Genomic DNA, 20,985 nt, shown 5'->3' with positions numbered 1-20,985 from the left:
CGGGCCATGAATGCGTTGGCCCCCTCAGACCCAACGACAAGCCAGGAACCGCTGTGAGCCAGATCCCCACCCTCGACATCACCCGTTTCGACAGCGACCGCGAGGCCTTCGTGGCCGAGCTGGGCGCGGCCTACCGCCAATGGGGATTCGCGGGCATCCGTAACCACGGCATCCCGCAGGCCGACATCGACGCGGCCTACGATGCCTTCAAGGCTTTCTTCGCCCTGCCGGAAGAGGTCAAGCGCAAGTACCACGTGGCCGGCAGCGGCGGCGCCCGCGGCTACACCCCGTTCGGCGTGGAAACCGCCAAGGGCTCCAAGCATTTCGACCTGAAGGAGTTCTGGCACATCGGCCGCGAGATCGCCGACGATTCCAAGTACCGGGACGTGATGGCGCCGAACCTGTGGCCGGCCGAGGTCGAAGGTTTCCGTGAGCGCGGTTACGGCCTGTATCAGGCGCTGGACAACCTGGGGTCGCGCGTGTTGTCCGCGTTGGCCCTGCACATTGGCCTGCCGGAAGACTTCTTCGCCGACAAGACCAACTTCGGCAACTCGATCCTGCGCCCGATCCACTACCCGCCTATCACCACTGACGACATCCCGAACGTGCGTGCCGGTGCCCATGGCGACATCAACTTCATCACCCTGCTGGTCGGCGCCAGTGCCGCAGGCCTGGAAGTGCAGTCGCATGACGGCGAGTGGGTGCCATTTACGTCAGATGCGGACACGATCGTGGTCAACATCGGCGACATGCTGCAGCGCCTGACCAACCACGTGTATCCATCGACCATCCACCGCGTGGTCAACCCCCCGGGTGACCTGGCGCGCCAGCCGCGCTACTCGGTGCCGTTCTTCCTGCACCCGAACCCGGACTACCTGATCGACGTGCTGCCCTCGTGCATCACCCCGGAGAACCCGAGCCGGTATCCGGAGGCGATCACCGCCCACGGCTTCCTCGAGGAACGCCTGCGCGAGATCAAGCTGAAGTAAGGAAAAGTGAGGCCGCCGAAAGGCGGCCTTTTTCTTTGCAGGGTTGCACCCTGCACCCGCGGTAGTGCCGGCCGCTGGCCGGCAAGTCCAAAGCCAAAGCGGCTCTGGGGTGTTCCGTGGGGAGGCGGGGAGGTGTCGGATGGCGGGGACGCCGTAAACCCATCCCTGGGGGCTTGGCCACGGCATCCATGCCGCGGACACCCCGCCATCCGACACCTCCCCGCCTCCGACAGTTTCCCGGTGACGGTTGGTGGGTGTCGACCTTGCTCGACACGGTAGATCCACGCCATGCGTGGATGAGATCTGTTAGATCGAAGTGGGGCAGGGCACGTGGTATGCCGCTTTTGCTCTTGCTCTTCTTTTTTCTTTCCGTGGCGGGCGGAACCGCCGGAATGTGTCGGAGGCCGGGCGGGTGGGGATGACGGGGGTGTCCGCGGCATGGATGCCGCGGCCAAGCCCCCACGGACGGGTTTACGGCGTCCCCCGCCATCCCCACCCGCCCGGCCAAGCCCACCAATCCAACCGGGCTTTCCGCGACCAACCCAAACAAACTCCCGCCACGAGGGGCTGCGCCGTTGGCTGAAAACCCATGTAACCGCTTACAATGAAACGGATTTTGCCGCAACGGGTATCATGACCGGCTGACTTCACACAGGAGCCACCCGCTCATGCGCCGCAAGATCGTCGCCGGAAACTGGAAGCTGCATGGCAGCCGTCAATTCGCCAATGAACTGCTGGGGCAGGTGGCCGCCGGGCTTCCGCTGGAGGGGGTGGACGTGGTGATCCTGCCGCCGCTGCCGTACCTGGGCGAGCTGGTCGAGGACTTCGGCGAGACCAGCCTGGCCTTCGGCGCGCAGGACGTGAGCAGCAACGAGAAGGGCGCCTATACCGGCGAGGTCTGCGCGGCCATGCTGGTCGAGGTCGGGGCCCGCTATGGCCTGGTCGGCCATTCCGAGCGCCGCCAGTATCACCATGAAAGCAGCGAGCTGGTCGCGCGCAAGTTCGCCGCCGCCCAGCATGCCGGCCTGGTGCCGGTGCTGTGCGTGGGCGAGACCCTGGAGCAGCGCGAGGCCGGACAGACCGAAGCGGTCATCGCCAGCCAGCTGGCGCCGGTGCTGGAACTGGTCGGCGCGGCCGGCTTTGCCAAGGCCGTGGTCGCCTACGAGCCGGTCTGGGCCATCGGTACCGGCCGTACCGCTACAAAGGAGCAGGCACAGCAGGTGCACGCGTTCATCCGTGGCGAAGTTGCGCGCTTCGATGCTAGAATTGCTGATTCACTGCCCATTGTTTACGGCGGTAGCGTGAAGCCCGACAATGCCGGGGAACTGTTCGCGCAGCCGGATGTCGATGGTGGGCTGGTCGGCGGCGCCTCCCTGGTGGCCGCGGACTTCCTGGCCATCGCACGGGCGGCGGCCGCGAACTAATCCTAGAAGTATTGTCCGAGGGCGGTTTCCAATGCTGATGTTGATCCTCAATGTCGTCTACGTGCTGGTCGCTGTGGCCATGATCGCGCTGATCCTGATGCAGCGTGGCTCGGGTGCGGCGGCGGGTTCGGGCTTTGGCGCCGGCGCCTCGGGCACGGTGTTCGGTGCGCGTGGCGCCTCGAACTTCCTGTCCAAGTCGACCAAGTGGCTGGCCGTCGTGTTCTTCGGCATCAGTCTTTTCATGGCCTGGTATGCCGGTCACGGCACCCGTCCGGCGGCCGACCAGGACCTGGGCCTGATGTCCGCCCCGGCGGCCAGCGCGCCGGCGGCTCCGGCGGGCGAACTGCCGGCCGTTCCGAAGGCCGATCCGGTCCCGGCCGCCCCGGTTCCGGCGGCGAATGTGCCGGCTCAGGCGGAATCTTCGGTTTCTGGTGAAGAAAAGCCTTCGGAAGGCTCCCAGAAACACTGAAGCCGGTTACAATACGCGGCGCATCGGGAAGATAGTCTGATGTGATCGTTTGCCCAGGTGGCGGAATTGGTAGACGCACTACCTTGAGGTGGTAGCGACGCAAGTCGTAGGGGTTCGAGTCCCCTCTTGGGCACCATTTGTAAGTAAAGCGGGTTCGTCTGGCGCGCAAGGCGCCAGGCAGGTTCCCGTCCACTCCCCCATGCCAAAGCGCCTGCAGGCGCGGCGGCAGAGGCAAGAGAGAATCGCTGTGCTGGCCGAATATTTGCCTTCTCTGCTGTTTCTGATCGTTGCCACCGGTATCGGCATTACGCTGATGCTGGTTGGTCGATTCCTCGGTCCCCGCCGCCCCGATCTGGAAAAGCTGTCGCCGTACGAGTGCGGCTTCGAGGCCTTCGAAGACGCGCGCATGAAGTTCGACGTGCGCTACTACCTGATCGCGATCCAGTTCATTGTCTTCGACCTGGAAATCATCTTCATCGTGCCGTGGACCCAGGTCTTCATGGAGCTGGGCGCCCGTTCGCTCATCACCATGGGCCTGTTCGTCGGCATGCTGTTCCTCGGTTTCATTTACGTCTGGAAGAAGGGAGCGCTGGAATGGGAGTGATTCAGACTCTCGATGGCCTCATGAACAACCCGTCGCCGGAAGGCCGGGTTGATGACATCCTGCGGCCGGAAGGCGACAACCCGCTGCTGGAAAAGGGCTTCGTCACCACCAGCGTCGACGCACTGCTGAACTGGGCGCGCACCGGCTCGATGTGGCCGATGACCTTCGGCCTGGCCTGCTGCGCGGTCGAGATGATGCACGCCGGCGCCGCGCGCCTGGACCTTGACCGTTACGGCGTGGTGTTCCGCCCGTCGCCGCGTCAGTCCGACGTGATGATCGTGGCCGGTACCCTGGTCAACAAGATGGCCCCGGCGCTGCGCAAGGTCTACGACCAGATGCCGGACCCGAAGTGGGTCATCTCGATGGGTAGCTGTGCCAACGGTGGTGGCTATTACCACTACTCCTATTCTGTCGTGCGCGGCTGTGATCGCGTGGTGCCGGTGGACGTCTACGTCCCGGGCTGCCCGCCGACCGCCGAGGCGCTGGTGTACGGGATCCTGCAGCTGCAGAAGAAGATCTGGCGTACACAGACCATCGCCCGCTGACCCCTTCACCTGACAAGAGCGCGCCAAGCCCCCATGGCAGAGCAAGCATCCTTCATCGACCGACTCTCCGCACGTTTCGCTGGTGCGAAGGTCATCGTGGTCGAACCCCGCGGCGAAGTGACGCTGGAAGTGCCTGCCGCCGAGTGGCACGCCACCGCCCTGGCGCTGCGTGACGAGTTTGGTTTCGAGCAGGCCGTGGATCTGTGCGGCGTCGACTACCTCGGTTATGGCTCCGACGAATGGGACACCGCCGACGTGTCCTCGCAGGGCTTCAGCCGTGGTGTCGAAGGCAAGGCCCAGGGCCGCTTCGCGTGGGGCGAGTTCCCCACCGAGGAAAACGGTGCCGACGGTGCCCGCCCGCAGCACATGCCGACCCAGCGTTTCGCCGTGGTCGCCCAGCTGCGCTCGTACCAGCACAACCTGATGATGCACCTGCGCTGCTTCGCCCCTGACGAAGCGCTGCCGGTGGTGTCCTCGCTGACCAGCGTGTGGCCGGGCCTGAACTGGTTCGAGCGCGAAGCGTTCGACCTGTACGGCGTGATCTTCGAAGGCCACCCGGACCTGCGCCGGATCCTGACCGACTACGGTTTCGTCGGCCATCCGTTCCGCAAGGACTTCCCGCTGATCGGCAATGTCGAAGTCCGCTACGACGAAGAAAAGAAGCGCGTGATCTACGAACCGGTCACCTCGGTGGAGCCGCGTGTCGGCGTGCCGCGCGTGATCCGTGACGACGCCCGTCTGCAGACCGCAGCCGGTGAGCGCGCGCAGGAGGCAGTGAAGTGAGCCACGTACACCAGGCCGGCGAAGCGTTCGCCAGCAACGCCGCCGAAAGCCGGCAGGAAATCCGCAACTACACCATGAACTTCGGCCCGCAGCATCCGGCCGCTCACGGTGTGCTGCGCCTGATCCTGGAAATGGACGGCGAAACCATCATGCGTGCCGACCCGCACGTGGGTCTGCTGCACCGTGGCACCGAGAAGCTGGCCGAGTCCAAGCCGTTCAACCAGTCGATCGGCTACATGGATCGCCTCGACTACGTGTCGATGATGTGCAACGAGCACGCCTACGTGCGCGCGATCGAGACCCTGATGGGCATCGAGGCGCCGGAGCGTGCGCAGTACATCCGCACCATGTACGACGAGATCACCCGCATCCTCAACCACCTGATGTGGCTGGGCTCCAACGCGCTCGACCTGGGTGCGATGGCCGTGATGCTGTATGCCTTCCGTGAGCGCGAAGAGCTGATGGACTGCTATGAAGCGGTCTCCGGCGCGCGCATGCACGCGGCGTACTACCGCCCGGGCGGTGTCTACCGCGACCTGCCGGACCACATGCCGAAGTACAAGGAATCGCGCTGGCACAAGGGCAAGGCGCTGAAGCAGCTCAATGCTTCGCGCGAAGGCTCGCTGCTGGACTTCCTGGAGAACTTCACCGTCGAGTTCCCCAAGCGCGTCGACGAATACGAAACCCTGCTGACCGACAACCGCATCTGGAAGCAGCGTACCGTCGGCATCGGCGTGGTCACTCCGGAACTGGCGCACCAGTGGGGCATGACTGGCGTGATGCTGCGTGGCTCGGGCGTGGCCTGGGACCTGCGCAAGAAGCGCCCGTACGCCAAGTACGATGCTGTCGATTTCGACATCCCGCTGGGCAAGGAAGGCGACTGCTACGACCGCTACCTGGTCCGCGTCGCCGAAATGCGCGAATCCAACCGCATCATCAAGCAGTGCGTGGCGTGGCTGAAGGCCAACCCCGGCCCGGTCATGGTCAAGAACTTCAAGGTCGCTCCGCCCAAGCGCGAGGACATGAAGGACGACATGGAAGCGCTGATCCACCACTTCAAGCTGTTCAGCGAAGGCTATTGCGTACCGGCGGGTGAAACCTATGCGGCCGTGGAAGCGCCCAAGGGCGAATTCGGCTGCTACCTGGTCTCCGATGGCGCCAACAAGCCCTTCCGCGTGCACCTGCGCGCACCGGGCTTCGCCCACCTGTCCTCGATCGATTCGATCGTGCGCGGCCACATGCTGGCCGACGTGGTGGCGATGATCGGTACCTATGACCTGGTGTTCGGCGAGGTTGACCGGTAATGCCGTCCGCCACGCCAACGCCCGCTGCAGGCAGCCGGCGCAAGCCGGCGCCGCAGTTTCTGGAATTTCACGTTATGCATTTCGCTGAGGTCGGCCGATGAAGGCGACAGGTAATTTCGAGGCGGCGCGCGACGTCGACCCGATGGTGGTGCTGAGCGACAAGACCCGCGCTCACATCGATCACTGGCTGTCCAAGTTCCCGCCGGACCGCAAGCGCTCTGCCGTGCTGCAGGGCCTGCATGCGGCCCAGGAGCAGAACCAGGGCTGGCTGACCGACGAGCTGATCGCCGCCGTCGCCAAGTACCTCGACCTGCCGCCGGTGTGGGCCTACGAGGTCGCCAGCTTCTACTCGATGTTCGAGACCGAGAAGGTGGGCCGCAACAACGTGGCCATCTGCACCAACATCAGCTGCTGGCTCAATGGCGCCGAGGACATCGTCCGCCATTGCGAGAAGAAGCTGGGCATCAAGCACGGTGAATCGACCCCGGACGGCCGCGTCTACCTCAAGCGCGAGGAAGAGTGCCTGGCCGGTTGTGGCGGCGCGCCGATGATGGTCATCAACGGTCACTACCATGAGCGTCTGACCCTGGAAAAGGTCGACGAGCTGCTGGACGGGCTGGAGTAAGGGCATGGCACATCACCACGAATCCAAGGGTCCGGTCGGCCCCGCGCCGCTGCCGCACCAGGTGGTCTACACCACCCTGCATTACGACACCCCGTGGTCGTACGAAAGCTACCTGAAGACCGGTGGCTACGCCGCCCTGCGCAAGATCCTCGAAGAGAAGATCCCGCCGGAGCAGGTCATCGAGATGGTCAAGGCCTCGGGCCTGCGCGGCCGCGGTGGCGCAGGCTTCCCGACCGGCCTGAAGTGGTCCTTCATGCCCAAGGGCAACATGCAGAAGTACATCCTCTGCAACTCGGACGAATCCGAGCCGGGCACCTGCAAGGACCGCGACATCCTGCGCTACAACCCGCATTCGGTGGTGGAAGGCATGGCGATCGCCTGCTACGCCACCGGTTCGACCGTGGGTTACAACTACCTGCGCGGTGAGTTCCACCACGAGCCGTTCGAGCACTTCGAGCAGGCCCTGGCCGACGCCTATGCGAACGGCTGGCTGGGCAAGAACATCCTCGGCAGCGGCGTGGACATCGACATCTACGGCGCGCTGGGCGCCGGCGCCTACATCTGCGGCGAAGAAACCGCGCTGATGGAATCGCTGGAGGGCAAGAAGGGCCAGCCGCGCTACAAGCCGCCGTTCCCGGCCAATTTCGGCCTGTATGGCAAGCCGTCGACGATCAACAACACCGAAACCTACGGTTCGGTGCCGGCGATCATCCGCAACGGTCCGGAGTGGTTCAAGGGCCTGAGCCTGACCGCCAACGGCGGTCCGAAGTGCTTCTCGGTGTCCGGCTGCGTGCAGAACGGCGGCAACTTCGAAGTGCCGCTCGGCACCAAATTCCACGACCTGCTGGAAATGGCCGGTGGCCTGCGTCCGGGCCGCACGCTGAAGGGCGCGATCCCGGGCGGCGTGTCGATGCCGGTGCTGACCGCGGCCGAGCTGGAGGACCTGCCGATGGACTACGACACCATCCGTGCACTGGGCTCCGGCCTGGGTTCGGGCGCGATCGTGGTGCTCGACGACAGCGTCTGCTGCGTCAAGTTCGCCTGCCGCATCAGCCAGTTCTTCCACAAGGAATCCTGCGGCCAGTGCACCCCGTGCCGTGAAGGTACCGGCTGGATGCACCGCGTGCTGGAGCGCATCGTCGCCGGCAAGGCCACGATGGAAGACCTGCACCAGCTGAAGGCGGTGGCGGGGCAGATCGAAGGCCACACCATCTGTGCGTTCGGTGAAGCGGCTGCATGGCCCATCCAGGGCTTCCTGCGCCAGTTCTGGGACGAATTCGAGTACTACATCGTCAACGGTCATTCGATGGTTGACGGCAAGAAGGTGGAGGCAGCCGCCGCATGAGCGCGCAACCCGTAAACCCGAACGTGCCACCGGATCACGTGACCATCGAGATCGATGGCAAGTCGCTGGTCGTGCCCAAGGGTTCGATGATCATCCAGGCGGCCGACAAGGCCGGTATTCCGATTCCGCGCTTCTGCTACCACGAGAAGCTGCCGATCGCCGCCAACTGCCGCATGTGCCTGGTGGACGTGGAGAAGTCGCCGAAGCCGGCGCCGGCCTGCGCCACCCCGGTGATGGACGGCATGAAGGTCGCCACCCGCAGCGAAAAGGCACTGAAGTTCCAGCGCTCGGTGATGGAGTTCCTGCTCATCAACCACCCGCTGGACTGCCCGATCTGCGATCAGGGCGGCGAGTGCGAGCTGCAGGACGTATCGTTGGGCTATGGCCGTTCGGTCAGCCGCTTCAACGAGCGCAAGCGCGTGGTGCCGGACGAGGACATGGGCCCGCTGGTCGCTACCGAGATGACCCGCTGCATCCAGTGCACCCGCTGCGTCCGCTTCACCGCCGACGTTGCCGGTACCTACGAACTGGGTGGCATGTACCGCGGTGAGAACCTGCAGATCGGTACCTTTGACGGCAAGCCGCTGACCACCGAGCTGTCCGGCAACGTCGTCGACGTCTGCCCGGTCGGCGCGCTGACCAACAAGGTGTTCCAGTTCCGCGCCCGTCCGTGGGAACTGACCGCGCGCGAATCGCTGGGCTACCACGACGCGATGGGTTCGAACCTGTTCCTGCACGTGCGTCGCGGTGAAGTGCTGCGCACCGTGCCGCGCGACAACGAAGCCGTGAACGAGTGCTGGCTGTCCGACCGTGACCGCTACTCGCACCAGGGCCTGTACAGCGAAGACCGTGCGGTCAAGCCGCTGCGCAAGGTCAATGGCGAGTGGAAGGAAGTGAGCTGGGCCGAAGGCCTGGCCGCGGCCGCCGAGATCCTCAAGGCGAACCAGGGCGACAACCTGGGCGTGCTGGTGCACCCGTCCACCTCCAACGAGGAAGGCGCGTTGCTGGCCCGCCTGGCCAAGGGCCTGGGCACGGGCAACATCGACCACCGCATCAACAACCGCGATTTCTCCGACGCCGCAACCGCCGAAGTGTTCGGCCTGCCGCTGGCCGAAATCGAAGGCGCTGACCGCATCGTCGTTCTGGGCAGCAACATCCGCCACGAACTGCCGCTGCTGCACGCCCGCCTGCGCAAGGCGCAGACCACCAAGGGCGCGAAGATCCATGTCGTCAACCCGGTGGACTTCGACTTCGCCTTCAGCATCGCCGGCAAGCAGATCGTCGCACCGTCCAAGTTCGTCGACGCGCTGGCCAACGCCGAGCTGCGTTCGGCAGTGCAGGGCGGCAACAACACCGTGCTGATCGTCGGTGGCATCGCCGAAAGCCACCCGCAGGCTGCCGCGATCCGCGCTGCTGCGCGTGAGTTCGCCGCCGCCACCGGTGCCAAGCTGTGCCGCATCCCGCAGGGCGCCAACGCCGTTGGCCTGACCCGCGCCGGTGTGCTGCCGGCTGGCAAGGACGTCGCCGCGATGCTGGCGCAGCCGCGCCAGGCCTATGTGGTGTACGGCCTGGAGCCGGGCCTGGACTTCGCCGATGCCCCTGCCGCGCGCAAGGCGCTGGCCGGTGCCCAGGTGGTGGCTTTCAGCCAGTTCGCCTGTGCCTCGACCCGCGACGTCGCCGACGTGATCCTGCCGATCGGTGCGCTGCCGGAAATCGACGCCACCCTGACCAACCTTGATGGTCGCGAGCAGTCGGCCCGTGCCGGCGGCAAGCTGCCGGGCGAGGCCCGTGAAGGCTGGCGCGTGCTGCGCGCCCTGGGCGGCGAGCTGGCCGTGGCCGGTTTCGACTTCACCGACCTGGCCGGCCTGCGCGCCAGCCTGGCCCCGGTGTCGGTCACCGTTGCCGCTTCGGCGCAGCCGGTGGTTGCCGGCGAAGGCCTGGAAGTGGCTTCGACCGCCGCGATCTACCGCACCGATGCGGTGGTCCGTCGCGCCCCGGCGCTGCAGTCGCATCCGCTCAACAACGCCCCGCGCATCGTGCTGAACGCTGAAGATGCCGCTCGCCTGCAGCTGCAGGAAGGGCAGATGGCCAAGGTCGGCACCGATGCCGGCAAGGCCACCCTGCCGGTGGTGGTCGACGCCCGCGTCGCTGCGGGTTCGGTCTGGATTGAATCGGGCCACGGCGCGACCGCGCCGCTGGGTGCCGCTCGCGTATCGGTGGTGGCTGCATGAACGAATTGCTGTTGAACGCGGTCGACCCGCTGCACCAGTGGCTGCTGGGCCTCGGTGACATCGGCGCGCTGATCTGGATCATCCTGAAGATCCTGGTGATCGCCGTTCCGGTGATCATCTCGGTGGCCTTCTACGTGGTCTGGGAACGCAAGCTGATCGGCTGGATGCACGTCCGCCACGGCCCGATGTACGTGGGCATGGGCATCTTCCAGGCCTTCGCCGACGTCTTCAAGCTGCTGTTCAAGGAAGTGGTCCAGCCGAGCAGCGCCAACAAGGCGATCTATCTGCTGGCCCCGCTGATCACCCTGGCCCCGGCCTTCGCGGCCTGGTCGGTGGTGCCCTTCGATTCGCAGATCGTGCTGTCCAACGCCAACGCCGGCCTGCTGTACCTGCTGGCGATGACCTCGCTGGGCATCTACGGCATCATCCTGGCCGGTTGGGCATCCAACTCGAAGTATGCGTTCCTGGGTGCGATGCGCGCCTCGGCGCAGATGATCAGCTATGAAATCGCCATGGGCTTCGCCCTGGTCGGCGTGATGATCGCCTCGGGCAGCCTGAACCTGAGCAACATCGTGATGGCGCAGGCCGGCAGTTCCGGCTTCTTCGACTGGTTCCTGCTGCCGCTGTTCCCGCTGTTCGTCATCTACTGGGTCTCGGGCGTGGCTGAAACCAACCGCGCGCCGTTCGACGTGGTGGAAGGCGAATCGGAAATCGTCGCCGGCCACATGGTCGAATACTCCGGCGGTGCCTTCGCCCTGTTCTTCCTGGCCGAATACGCGAACATGATCCTGATCAGCTTCCTGATCTCGATCTTCTTCCTCGGCGGCTGGCTGAGCCCGGTCCAGGGCTGGGTCAACTTCGGCGATGTCTCGCCGCTGGTCGACTGGATCTGGAAGGGGGGCGCGCCGTGGCTGTTCGTCAAGGTGTTCTTCTTCGCCAGTGCCTACATCTGGTTCCGTGCCAGCTTCCCGCGCTTCCGCTACGACCAGATCATGCGCCTGGGCTGGAAGGTCTTCATCCCGCTGGCCATTCTGTGGATCGCGGTTACCGCCGTCATGGTGTTCTTCGGCGTGATTCAAAAGGGCGTCTAAAGTGATGAACAGGATTACCCATTACTTCAAGAGCCTGCTGCTGCTCGAACTGCTGGCGGGCCTCTGGCTGACGCTGAAGTACAGCTTCAAGCCGAAGTACACGATGATGTACCCGATGGAGAAGTTCCCGCAGTCGCCGCGCTTCCGTGGCCTGCATGCGCTGCGCCGTTATCCCAACGGCGAAGAGCGCTGCATCGCCTGCAAGCTGTGCGAAGCGGTGTGCCCGGCGCTGGCCATCACCATCGACTCGGCCAAGCGCGAGGACGGCACCCGCCGCACCACGCGTTATGACATCGACCTGTTCAAGTGCATCTTCTGTGGCTTCTGTGAGGAAAGCTGCCCGGTGGACTCGATCGTCGAAACCCACATCCTCGAGTACCACTTCGAGAATCGTGGCGAAAACATCGTTACCAAGCCGCAGCTGCTGGCCCTGGGCGACCGTCTCGAAAACGAGATCGCCGAGCGTCGCGCCGCCGATGCCGCTTACCGCTGAGGTCGAGAGATGGATTGGGTAAATATCGCTTTCTGGGTGTTCGCCATCGCGGCAACGGTTTCGGCCGGTGCGGTGATCAGCGTGCGCAACCCGGTTCACGCCGTGCTCTGCCTGGTGCTGACCTTCTTCTCCATCGCCTGCGTGTGGCTGCTGGTGGGCGCCGAGTTCCTCGGTGTGGCGCTGGTGCTGGTCTACGTCGGTGCGGTGATGGTGCTGTTCCTGTTCGTGGTGATGATGCTGGACATCGACCCCACCAAGCTGCGTGAGGGCTGGGTGCGCTACCTGCCGGTCGGCCTGATTGTCGCGGTCGCGATGCTGGCGCAGATGCTGATCCTGATCGGGGTCAAGGCGCGTTCGGTCACGCCGTTCCCGGCCGACAACGCCGCTGCGGTCGCCGCCGACAGCTCCAACATCACCTGGCTGGCACGCACGCTGTTCACCGAGTACCTGCTGCCGTTCGAGTTCGCCGCCGTCATCCTGACCGTGGCCGTGGTTGCCGCCGTGATGCTGACCCTGCGTCGCCGTACCGGCGTGAAGAGCCAGAACCCGGGCCAGCAGACCATGGTCAAGGCCGGCCAGCGCCTGCGCATGGTCAAGATGGGTGCCGAAGCACCGGTCGTGCACAGCAACAGCAAGCCGGTCGCCGGCGAGGAGACCCAGCCGTGATCACCCTTGGCCATATCCTCGCGCTGGGCGCGGTGCTGTTCGCCATCAGCCTGGCCGGTATCTTCCTCAACCGGAAGAACGTCATCGTCCTGCTGATGTCGATCGAGCTGATGCTGCTGTCGGTGAACATCAACTTCGTCGGCTTCTCGCGTCAGCTGGGCGATCCGTCCGGCCAGCTGTTCGTGTTCTTCATCCTGACCGTCGCCGCCGCGGAAGCCGCCATCGGCCTGGCGATCCTGGTGACTCTGTTCCGTACACGCCGCACGATCAATGTCGGCGAAGTCGATTCGTTGAAGGGCTGATCCACAGATGGAAATCACTCTCTCCAAGAGTCTGTTGATCGCAGTGGTGCTCGCACCGCTGTTCGGCAGCATCATCGCCGGCCTGTTCGGTCGCCAGGTCAAGCGCTTCGGCGCGCAGACCATCACCATCCTCGGCGTCGCGGTGGCCTGCGGCCTGTCGATGTATACGCTCTACCAGCTGCTGTGGGGTGGGGCGCAGCCGTTCAACCAGAACATCTACACGTTCTTCGAAGTCGGCCAGTACTCGGCCCACGTCGGCTTCATGGTCGACAAGCTGACCGCGATGATGATGGTGGTGGTGACCTTTGTGTCGCTGCTGGTCCACATCTACACGATCGGCTACATGCAGGACGATCCGGGCTACCAGCGGTTCTTCAGCTACATCTCGCTGTTCACCTTCTCGATGCTCACCCTGGTGATGAGCAACAACTTCCTGCAGCTGTTCTTCGGCTGGGAAGCGGTGGGCCTGGTGTCGTACCTGCTGATCGGCTTCTGGTTCAAGCGCCCGACCGCGATCTTCGCCAACATGAAGGCGTTCCTGGTCAACCGCGTCGGTGACTTCGGCTTCCTGCTGGGCATCGCCGGCGTGCTGTGGGTGTTCGGCACCCTGGACTACTCGCAGGTGTTCTCGCAGGCCGGCATGCTGGCCGACCCGCGCGCCCAGCTGCAGATATGGGACGGCACGCTGCTGGGCATGCAGCTGCTGAACGAGCCGGTGATCTGGTCGATCGCCACCGTCATCTGCATCTGCCTGTTCATCGGTGCCATGGGCAAGTCGGCCCAGGTCCCGCTGCACGTGTGGCTGCCGGACTCGATGGAAGGCCCGACCCCGATCTCGGCACTGATCCACGCCGCGACGATGGTGACCGCCGGTATCTTCATGGTCACCCGCATGTCGCCGCTGTTCGAGCTGTCGCAGACCGCGCTGAACTTCGTGCTGTTCATCGGTGCCACCACCGCGTTCTTCACTGGCCTGATCGGCATCGTGCAGAACGACATCAAGCGCGTGGTCGCGTACTCGACCCTGTCGCAGCTGGGCTACATGACGGTTGCACTGGGCGTGTCGGCCTATTCGGCTGCCGTGTTCCACCTGATGACCCACGCCTTCTTCAAGGCCCTGCTGTTCCTGGGCGCCGGCTCGGTCATCATCGCGATGCACCACGAGCAGGACATGCGCAAGATGGGCGGCCTGCGCAAGTACATGCCGATCACCTTCATCACCATGTGGATCGGTACCCTGGCGCTGGTCGGCACGCCGTTCTTCTCCGGCTTCTACTCGAAGGACACCATCATCGAGGCGGCCGAGCTGCACGCGCACCTGTCCAACAGCTGGGTGGCCACCTATGGCTACTGGGCGGTGCTGGGTGGCGTGATCGTCACCAGCTTCTACAGCTTCCGCCTGCTGTTCCTGACCTTCCACGGCAAGGAGCGTTTCCGCGACGCGCATGACGATCACGGCCATGGCCATGACGATCACCACGCCGCCGACGCCCACCACGGCGATGCACACCATGGTGATGGCCACGACGACCACGGCCATGGCCACGGTCCGCACGAGCCGCACGAAACCCCGTGGGTGGTGACCCTGCCGCTGATCCTGCTGGCCATCCCGTCGATCGCCATCGGTTTCTTCAGCATCGGCCCGATGCTGTACGGCACCGACTGGGCCGGCAACCACGCGCACGATGCCATCAAGGGCCAGGCGCACACGTTCTTCACCGGCATCGTCGACTTCTACGATCCGGCCAAGAACACCATCGGCTTCCTGGGTGAGGAGTTCCATGGCCCGGTCGCCTTCGCGCTGCATGGCATGATGGCTCCGGCGTTCATGCTGACCGTTGCGGGCTTCCTGCTGGCCGCACTGTTCTACCTGTGGAAGCCGGACCTGTCGGGCAAGGCCCGCAAGACCTTTGCTCCGCTGGTGTCGGTGCTTGAAAACAAGTACGGCTTCGACAAGCTGTGGATCGATGGCTTTGCCGGTGGCAGCGTCAAGCTGGGCAAGGTCTCGCGCTGGATCGACAGCAACATCGTCGACGGCGTGGTCAATCTCTCGGCACGTGTTGTGGACGTCGCAGCCGGCGTGCTGCGTCGTACCCAATCCGGTTTCCTCTATCACTACGCCTTCGCGATGATCATCGGCCTGATTGCCCTGCTGGGCGTGCTGATGCATTACCTGCGTTGATGACCTGTACGGAATAAGAAGACGTGTCGAACTGGCCTCTACTCAGTGTCCTCATCTGGCTGCCGATCATCGGTGGTGCCCTGATCCTTGCGATCCGTGATGCGCAGACCGCCCGCTGGGCGTCGCTGGGCGTAGCGGTGCTGACCTTCGTGGCGAGCCTCTCGCTGCTGAGCGGCTACAACGCAGGCGTCGATGGTCTGCAGTTCGTCGAGACCCATGCCTGGATCCCGGCGTACAAGATCGGCTACAACCTGGGCGTGGACGGCATTGCCGTGGCGCTGATCCTGCTGACCACCCTGGTCAGCGTGCTTGCCCTGATCGGCGCCTGGAGCGCCATCGACAAGCGCGTGAACCAGTACGTGGCGGCCTTCCTGATCCTGGAAGGTGTCACCGTCGGCATCTTCGCCGCGACGGACGCGATGCTGTTCTACGTGTTCTTCGAAGCGATGCTGATCCCGATGTTCCTGATCATCGGTGTCTGGGGCGGTCCGCGCCGCATCTACGCCGCGCTGAAGTTCTTCCTGTACACCTTCCTCGGCTCGGTGCTGATGCTGGTGGCGCTGATCTACCTGTACATGAAGGGCGGCAGCTTCCAGCTGGCCGACCTGTACGCGCTGCCGCTGTCGGCCAAGGAGCAGACCTGGATCTTCTTCGCCTTCCTGATCGCCTTCGCGGTCAAGGTGCCGATGTTCCCGGTCCACACCTGGCTGCCGGACGCCCACGTGGAAGCGCCGACCGCCGGTTCGGTGATCCTGGCCGCGATCGCCCTGAAGATCGGTGGCTACGGCTTCCTGCGCTTCAACCTGCCGATCGTCCCGGACGCGTCGCAGGAATGGGCCTGGCTGGTGATCGCGCTGTCGCTGATCGCGGTGATCTACGTCGGCCTGGTCGCCCTGGTGCAGGACGACATGAAGAAGCTGATCGCCTATTCGTCGATCGCGCACATGGGCTTTGTCACCCTGGGCACCTTCATCGCCCTGTGGCTGGTGCGCGAAGCCGGCAACGCCGACGCCGCGCGCCTGGGCCTGCAGGGCGCCATGGTGCAGATGATCTCGCACGGCTTCGTGTCCGGCGCGATGTTCTCCTGCGTCGGCGTGCTGTACGACCGCATGCACAGCCGCCGCATCGCCGATTACGGCGGCGTGGTCAACGTGATGCCGTGGTTCGCCACCTTCGCGATGCTGTTCTTCATGGCCAACGCGGGCCTGCCGGGTACCAGCGGTTTCGTTGGCGAGTTCATGGTCATCCTCTCGGCCTTCCAGCGTAATCCGTGGATCGCCCTGGGCGCGGCCACCACCCTGATCATCGGCGCCGCCTACACCCTGTGGCTGTACAAGCGCATCTTCTTCGGTGAAGTGGCCAACAGCCATGTTGCCGAACTGAAGGACATCAACGGCCGCGAATGGCTGGTGCTGGGCGTGTTCGCCATCGGCGTGCTGGCCCTGGGCATCTACCCCAAGCCGCTGACCGACCTGATGGAGCCCTCGATCGCGAAGCTGGCGATGCAGATCGCATCCAGCAAGCTGCTGTAATTCCAGGATTTGATGATGACCACCTCGCCGCTGCTGCCATTGACCGCCGCTGACCTGCCACCGCTCGCTCCCGAGCTGGTGCTGATCGGCAGCGCCTTCGCCCTGATGATCCTCGACCTGTTCGTCAGCAACCGGAACAAGATCGTCACCCACCTGTTCTCGCTCGCTGCGCTGGCCGTGGTGCTGTTCATGCTGGCCACCGGCGTGGGCGGGCAGGGGGAGGTCTTCCATGGCATGTTCGTGCGCGATACCGCCGCGGACGTGATGAAGACCGGAATCGTGCTGCTCAGCGGCCTGACCCTGGTCTACGGCTGGCGCTACCTGCGTGATCGCGACCTGTTCCAGGGCGAGATCCCGGTGCTGATCCTGTTCGGCACCGCCGGCATGATGATCCTGGTCTCGGCCGGCAGCCTGCTGATGGTCTACCTGGGCCTGGAACTGCTGGCGCTGTGCTCCTACGCCCTGGTCGCCAGCAACCGCGAAAGCGGCCTGGCGTCGGAAGCGGCGATGAAGTACATCGTGCTGGGTTCGCTGGCCTCGGGCCTGCTGCTCTACGGCATGTCGCTGATCTACGGCGCCACCGGCAGCCTGCACCTGGATGTGATCCGCGAGGCCATCCCGCACTCGGAAGAGCGCGTGCTGCTGATCACCGGTGCGGTGTTCATGATCGCCGGCGTCGCCTTCAAGCTGGGTGCCGCGCCGTTCCACATGTGGCTGCCGGACGTGTACCAGGGTGCCCCGGCACCGATCGCACTGTTCATCAGCTCGGCGCCGAAGCTGGCCGCGTTCGGCATGGCCTACCGCCTGCTGGAAATGGGCGTGGGTCCGCTGTCGACCGAACTGCAGCTGCTGATCGCCGGCCTGGCCGCGGTATCGCTGGTCATCGGCAACCTGATGGCCATCGCGCAGAGCAACCTCAAGCGCATGCTGGCGTTCTCCACCGTCTCGCACATCGGCTTCCTGCTGATGGGCATCGCCGGTGGCGGTTCGCAGGGCTACGCCGCCGCGCTGTTCTACGCACTGGCCTACGCGATCATGTCCACCGCCGCCTTCGGCGCGATCATCGCGCTGTCGCGTGCCGGCTTTGAAGCCGAGAACATCGAGGACTTCAAGGGCCTGAACGCCCGCAACCCGTGGATGGCCGGCCTGGTGCTGTGCATCATGGCGTCGCTGGCCGGCATCCCGCCGTTCCTGGGCTTCTGGACCAAGCTGGCGGTGCTGGGCGCGGCCGTCAACGGCGGCCTGCTGTGGCTGGCCATCCTCGGCGTGCTGTGCGCCGTGGTCGGCTGCTTCTACTACCTGCGCGTCATCAAGGTCATGTACTTCGATGAGCCGGTGGGCGAGGCCATGCCGCGCAGCAACGACCGCGTGCTGGGCGTGGTGCTGGGCGTGAATGCCCTGGCGCTGCTCGCGCTGGGCCTGGCCTGGAACCCGATCATGGTCTGGTGCCAGCAGGCATTTGCGCATCTTGCATAAAAGTTGACACAAAGCTGCGCGATTCGTGTAATATGCGCAGCCTGAGTTGTCACTGCAGCGGTTCAGCCAGAACATCGTTGCGGTAGCCCTCCTCGAAAGAGCAGGGCAGCAGTTCAAACACTTCCGGTGCGGGGTGGAGCAGTCTGGCAGCTCGTCGGGCTCATAACCCGAAGGTCGCAGGTTCAAATCCTGCCCCCGCTACCAACGTCGGATCGGCGCCAACCGGTTCGATGAATGAGGGAAAGCTTGCATTTGTCGCAGCAATGCCTCATGATTCCGCTTCTGATGCGGGGTGGAGCAGTCTGGCAGCTCGTCGGGCTCATAACCCGAAGGTCGCAGGTTCAAATCCTGCCCCCGCTACCAAGTAAAGAGATCGCCTTCGAAGTCCTGCTTCGAGGGCGTTTTTCTTTGGGGTCTGCGTTGTTTCTGCGTGATCGGGGTCAGATCCCTTATCCACGGGAAAAGGGATCTGACCCGGGTCCGCACCTTGCACCAGCGCGGTGCAGTCGCTATCATCAGCGGCCTAGCAGTACCCCTGAAGGCGGCCTCCCAGCGGGAGTCCGGACCCGGAAGGAGGGCCGCAACCGGCAGGCAATGCAGGTTGCAACCGGAATCCAGTCACCGGAGTCTTTCCGGAAAAGGGGCCCAACGGGCCCTTTGTCGTTTCCGGGGCGTCACGTTTCCACGCCGGCCAAGGCCGGCACCCAATCATAGAGATCAAGGCAGGCTGTGAGCGACAAGGCAACCGACATCGCGAATCTGCTCGCCCCGACCGTTGTGTCGCTGGGCCTGGAGCTGCTGGGCGTTGAGTATCTGCCGGCCCCCGGCGGTGCGACCCTGCGCCTTTACATCGACGTGCCGCTGGCTGAACAGCCCGAGCGCATCATCAATGTCGACGACTGCGAGCGGGTCAGCCGCGAAGTGTCGGCGCAGCTGGACGTCGAGGACCCGATCAGCGGCAATTACACGCTGGAAGTGTCCTCGCCGGGCGTCGACCGTCCGCTGTTCAGCCTGGAGCAGTTCGGCCGTCACCTCGGCGAATCGGCCAAGGTCACGCTGAAGCTGCCGCAGGACAACCGTCGTCGCCTGCAGGGTCGTATCGAGGCGACCGACGAGGCGGCGGGGACCATCACTTTCATCGTCGACAAGGCCGAAGTGGTCGTGTCGGCCGACAACATCGACAAGGCACGGATCATGCCCGACTGGGTGGCGCTGGGGCTGGCCCCGAGCAAGCCGACCGGTCCGGCGCCGAAGCGTCCGAAGCCGAACACGAATTCTTCTTCCAACGAGCCGGCGGCAAAGAAGCCGCGCGCGGAGTGAGCCAATGAGCAAGGAACTGTTGCTGGTAGTCGACGCAGTCGCCAACGAGAAGGGCGTGCCGCGTGAAGTGATCTTCGATGCCATCGAGGCCGCCCTGGCCTCGGCAGCGAAGAAGCGCTATCCCGACGAGGAAGTGCTGACCCGCGTGGTCATCGACCACAAGGACGGCAGCTACGAAACCTTCCGCCGCTGGGAAGTGGTGGCCGATGACGTGGTCATGGAATCGCCGGACCGCCAGATCCGCCTGATGGACGCCGTCGATGAAGCCGAAGGCGTCGAGGTCGGTGACTACATCGAAGAGCAGATCGAGAACCCGGATTTCGGCCGCATCGCTGCCCAGGCCGCCAAGCAGGTCATCGTCCAGCGCGTGCGCGAAGCCGAGCGCCAGCAGGTCGTGGATGCGTGGAAGGATCGCGTGGGTGAGCTGATCACCGGCGTGGTCAAGCGCGCCGAGCGCGGCAACATCTATGTCGACCTCGGCGGCAACGCCGAAGGCTTCATCCCGAAGGACAAGGGCATCCCGCGCGACGTGCTGCGCGCCGGTGACCGCGTGCGCGGCTACCTGGCCGAAGTGCGCTCGGAGCCGCGTGGCCCGCAGCTGTTCATCAGCCGTGCCGCCCCGGAATTCATGATCGAGCTGTTCAAGCTGGAAGTGCCGGAAGTCGGCCAGGGCCTGGTGGAAATCAAGGCCTGTGCACGTGACCCGGGCGACCGCGCCAAGATCGCCGTGCTGGCCCACGACCAGCGCACCGATCCGATCGGCGCCTGCATCGGCATGCGCGGTTCGCGCGTGCAGGCCGTGTCCAACGAGCTCAATGGCGAGCGCGTGGACATCGTGCTGTGGAACGACAACCCGGCCAACTTCGTCATCAACGCGATGGCGCCGGCCGAAGTGCAGTCGATCATCGTCGATGAAGACAAGCACTCGATGGACCTGGCCGTTGCCGAAGACCGCCTGGCCCAGGCGATCGGCAAGGGCGGCCAGAACGTGCGCCTGGCCAGCCGCCTGACCGGCTGGCAGCTCAACGTGATGACCCAGGACCAGGTCACCGCCAAGTCGGAAGCCGAGCAGGCTGCGGCTCGCCAGCTGTTCATGGACAAGCTGGAAGTGGACGAGGAAATCGCCGGCATCCTGGTCAGCGAAGGCTTCGGCACCGTCGAGGAAATCGCATATGTCCCGGTCGGCGAACTGCTGGCCGTGGAAGGTTTCGACGAGGACATCGTCGAAGAGCTGCGCGCTCGTGCCCGCGATGCGCTGCTCAATGAGGCCCTGGCAGTCGAGGAAGGCCTTGAAGACGGCCAGCCGGCGCAGGACCTGCTGTCCCTGAAGGGCATGGACGAAGCCACCGCATACGCGCTGGCCGGCCACGGCGTGCGTACCAGCGAGGATCTGTCCGACCTGGCCGCCGACGAGGTCATGGACTTCGGCATCGAAGGACTGGATCAGGCGCGCGCCGCTGCGCTGATCCTGGCCGCCCGTGCCGAGGAGATCGCCCGACTGGAACGCGGCGAATGAGCCGGCAATGAACAGGGCCCTGAGCCGCTCAGGGCGTAGAATCCGCGCCACCTCCACATGCGGGGGGGCGCCCACAAGATCATAGGAT

General features: G+C 64.7%; 19 protein-coding genes and 3 tRNA genes. All 22 read left to right on the top strand.

What is annotated here, in order from left to right; all coding sequences use genetic code 11:
* Window positions 1–53 precede the first annotated feature (53 nt).
* The 22 genes from QP609_RS14705 to nusA all read left to right on the top strand — a co-directional run bounded on the left by QP609_RS14705 (window position 54) and on the right by nusA (window position 20,897).
* The gene (locus QP609_RS14705) at window positions 54–989 is read left to right on the top strand and encodes a 2-oxoglutarate and iron-dependent oxygenase domain-containing protein (RefSeq protein WP_014647873.1); all 936 of its coding nucleotides are present in this window, start codon (window positions 54–56) and stop codon (window positions 987–989) included.
* A gap of 668 nt (window positions 990–1,657) precedes the next feature.
* Window positions 1,658–2,413, top strand: coding sequence for a triose-phosphate isomerase (gene tpiA, locus QP609_RS14700; protein WP_014647872.1), 756 nt, complete (start codon window positions 1,658–1,660; stop codon window positions 2,411–2,413).
* 31 nt (window positions 2,414–2,444) lie between these two features.
* Window positions 2,445–2,882 (top strand): preprotein translocase subunit SecG, encoded by a 438-nt coding sequence (gene secG / locus QP609_RS14695; protein WP_014647871.1) that lies wholly within the window; start codon window positions 2,445–2,447, stop codon window positions 2,880–2,882.
* A gap of 51 nt (window positions 2,883–2,933) precedes the next feature.
* Window positions 2,934–3,018, top strand: a tRNA-Leu gene (locus QP609_RS14690).
* A gap of 111 nt (window positions 3,019–3,129) precedes the next feature.
* A complete protein-coding gene (locus QP609_RS14685) occupies window positions 3,130–3,486 on the top strand; it encodes an NADH-quinone oxidoreductase subunit A (RefSeq protein WP_008265012.1) in 357 nt (118 codons plus the stop codon).
* The gene (locus QP609_RS14680) at window positions 3,477–4,031 is read left to right on the top strand and encodes an NADH-quinone oxidoreductase subunit B (RefSeq protein ID WP_005417936.1); all 555 of its coding nucleotides are present in this window, start codon (window positions 3,477–3,479) and stop codon (window positions 4,029–4,031) included. The genes QP609_RS14685 and QP609_RS14680 overlap by 10 nt, the downstream gene beginning before the upstream one ends.
* A gap of 33 nt (window positions 4,032–4,064) precedes the next feature.
* Window positions 4,065–4,814, top strand: coding sequence for an NADH-quinone oxidoreductase subunit C (locus QP609_RS14675; RefSeq protein ID WP_014647869.1), 750 nt, complete (start codon window positions 4,065–4,067; stop codon window positions 4,812–4,814).
* Window positions 4,811–6,118, top strand: coding sequence for an NADH-quinone oxidoreductase subunit D (locus QP609_RS14670; RefSeq protein WP_014647868.1), 1,308 nt, complete (start codon window positions 4,811–4,813; stop codon window positions 6,116–6,118). Before QP609_RS14675 ends, QP609_RS14670 begins: the two co-directional genes overlap by 4 nt.
* 97 nt (window positions 6,119–6,215) lie before the next feature.
* Window positions 6,216–6,743: an NADH-quinone oxidoreductase subunit NuoE gene (gene nuoE, locus QP609_RS14665; RefSeq protein ID WP_014647867.1), complete on the top strand. Its 528-nt coding sequence runs from the start codon at window positions 6,216–6,218 to the stop codon at window positions 6,741–6,743.
* A 4-nt stretch (window positions 6,744–6,747) separates the two neighbouring features.
* Window positions 6,748–8,088: an NADH-quinone oxidoreductase subunit NuoF gene (nuoF, locus tag QP609_RS14660; RefSeq protein ID WP_014647866.1), complete on the top strand. Its 1,341-nt coding sequence runs from the start codon at window positions 6,748–6,750 to the stop codon at window positions 8,086–8,088.
* The gene (nuoG, locus tag QP609_RS14655) at window positions 8,085–10,319 is read left to right on the top strand and encodes an NADH-quinone oxidoreductase subunit NuoG (RefSeq protein ID WP_014647865.1); all 2,235 of its coding nucleotides are present in this window, start codon (window positions 8,085–8,087) and stop codon (window positions 10,317–10,319) included. The genes nuoF and nuoG overlap by 4 nt, the downstream gene beginning before the upstream one ends.
* Complete coding sequence (gene nuoH / locus QP609_RS14650) at window positions 10,316–11,410, top strand: NADH-quinone oxidoreductase subunit NuoH (RefSeq protein ID WP_014037948.1); 1,095 nt, start codon at window positions 10,316–10,318, stop codon at window positions 11,408–11,410. Before nuoG ends, nuoH begins: the two co-directional genes overlap by 4 nt.
* Before the next feature lie 4 nt (window positions 11,411–11,414).
* A complete protein-coding gene (gene nuoI / locus QP609_RS14645) occupies window positions 11,415–11,903 on the top strand; it encodes an NADH-quinone oxidoreductase subunit NuoI (protein ID WP_005410456.1) in 489 nt (162 codons plus the stop codon).
* Window positions 11,904–11,912: 9 nt separating this feature from the next.
* Window positions 11,913–12,569 (top strand): NADH-quinone oxidoreductase subunit J, encoded by a 657-nt coding sequence (locus QP609_RS14640; protein WP_014647864.1) that lies wholly within the window; start codon window positions 11,913–11,915, stop codon window positions 12,567–12,569.
* Window positions 12,566–12,871: an NADH-quinone oxidoreductase subunit NuoK gene (gene nuoK, locus QP609_RS14635; protein ID WP_005417921.1), complete on the top strand. Its 306-nt coding sequence runs from the start codon at window positions 12,566–12,568 to the stop codon at window positions 12,869–12,871. Before QP609_RS14640 ends, nuoK begins: the two co-directional genes overlap by 4 nt.
* Before the next feature lie 7 nt (window positions 12,872–12,878).
* On the top strand, window positions 12,879–15,053 hold the full coding sequence (gene nuoL / locus QP609_RS14630) for an NADH-quinone oxidoreductase subunit L (protein ID WP_046431809.1): 2,175 nt from the start codon (window positions 12,879–12,881) through the stop codon (window positions 15,051–15,053).
* A gap of 23 nt (window positions 15,054–15,076) precedes the next feature.
* A complete protein-coding gene (locus QP609_RS14625) occupies window positions 15,077–16,585 on the top strand; it encodes an NADH-quinone oxidoreductase subunit M (RefSeq protein ID WP_019660580.1) in 1,509 nt (502 codons plus the stop codon).
* A gap of 15 nt (window positions 16,586–16,600) precedes the next feature.
* Window positions 16,601–18,061, top strand: a complete 1,461-nt coding sequence (nuoN, locus tag QP609_RS14620; protein ID WP_032957446.1) for an NADH-quinone oxidoreductase subunit NuoN — start codon at window positions 16,601–16,603, stop codon at window positions 18,059–18,061.
* 127 nt (window positions 18,062–18,188) lie between these two features.
* Window positions 18,189–18,265: transfer RNA gene (locus tag QP609_RS14615), tRNA-Met, on the top strand.
* Between the two features lie 82 nt (window positions 18,266–18,347).
* Window positions 18,348–18,424 (top strand) — tRNA-Met (locus tag QP609_RS14610).
* 366 nt (window positions 18,425–18,790) lie between these two features.
* Complete coding sequence (gene rimP / locus QP609_RS14605) at window positions 18,791–19,381, top strand: ribosome maturation factor RimP (RefSeq protein WP_014647860.1); 591 nt, start codon at window positions 18,791–18,793, stop codon at window positions 19,379–19,381.
* A 4-nt stretch (window positions 19,382–19,385) separates the two neighbouring features.
* Window positions 19,386–20,897 (top strand): transcription termination factor NusA, encoded by a 1,512-nt coding sequence (gene nusA, locus QP609_RS14600; protein WP_014647859.1) that lies wholly within the window; start codon window positions 19,386–19,388, stop codon window positions 20,895–20,897.
* Window positions 20,898–20,985: the final 88 nt, after the last annotated feature.

Origin of the sequence: Stenotrophomonas sp. 8(2023) (assembly GCF_030345295.1) — a bacterium.
Classification (GTDB): domain Bacteria; phylum Pseudomonadota; class Gammaproteobacteria; order Xanthomonadales; family Xanthomonadaceae; genus Stenotrophomonas; species Stenotrophomonas muris.
This window is presented reverse-complemented; position numbering and strand designations above follow the sequence as displayed.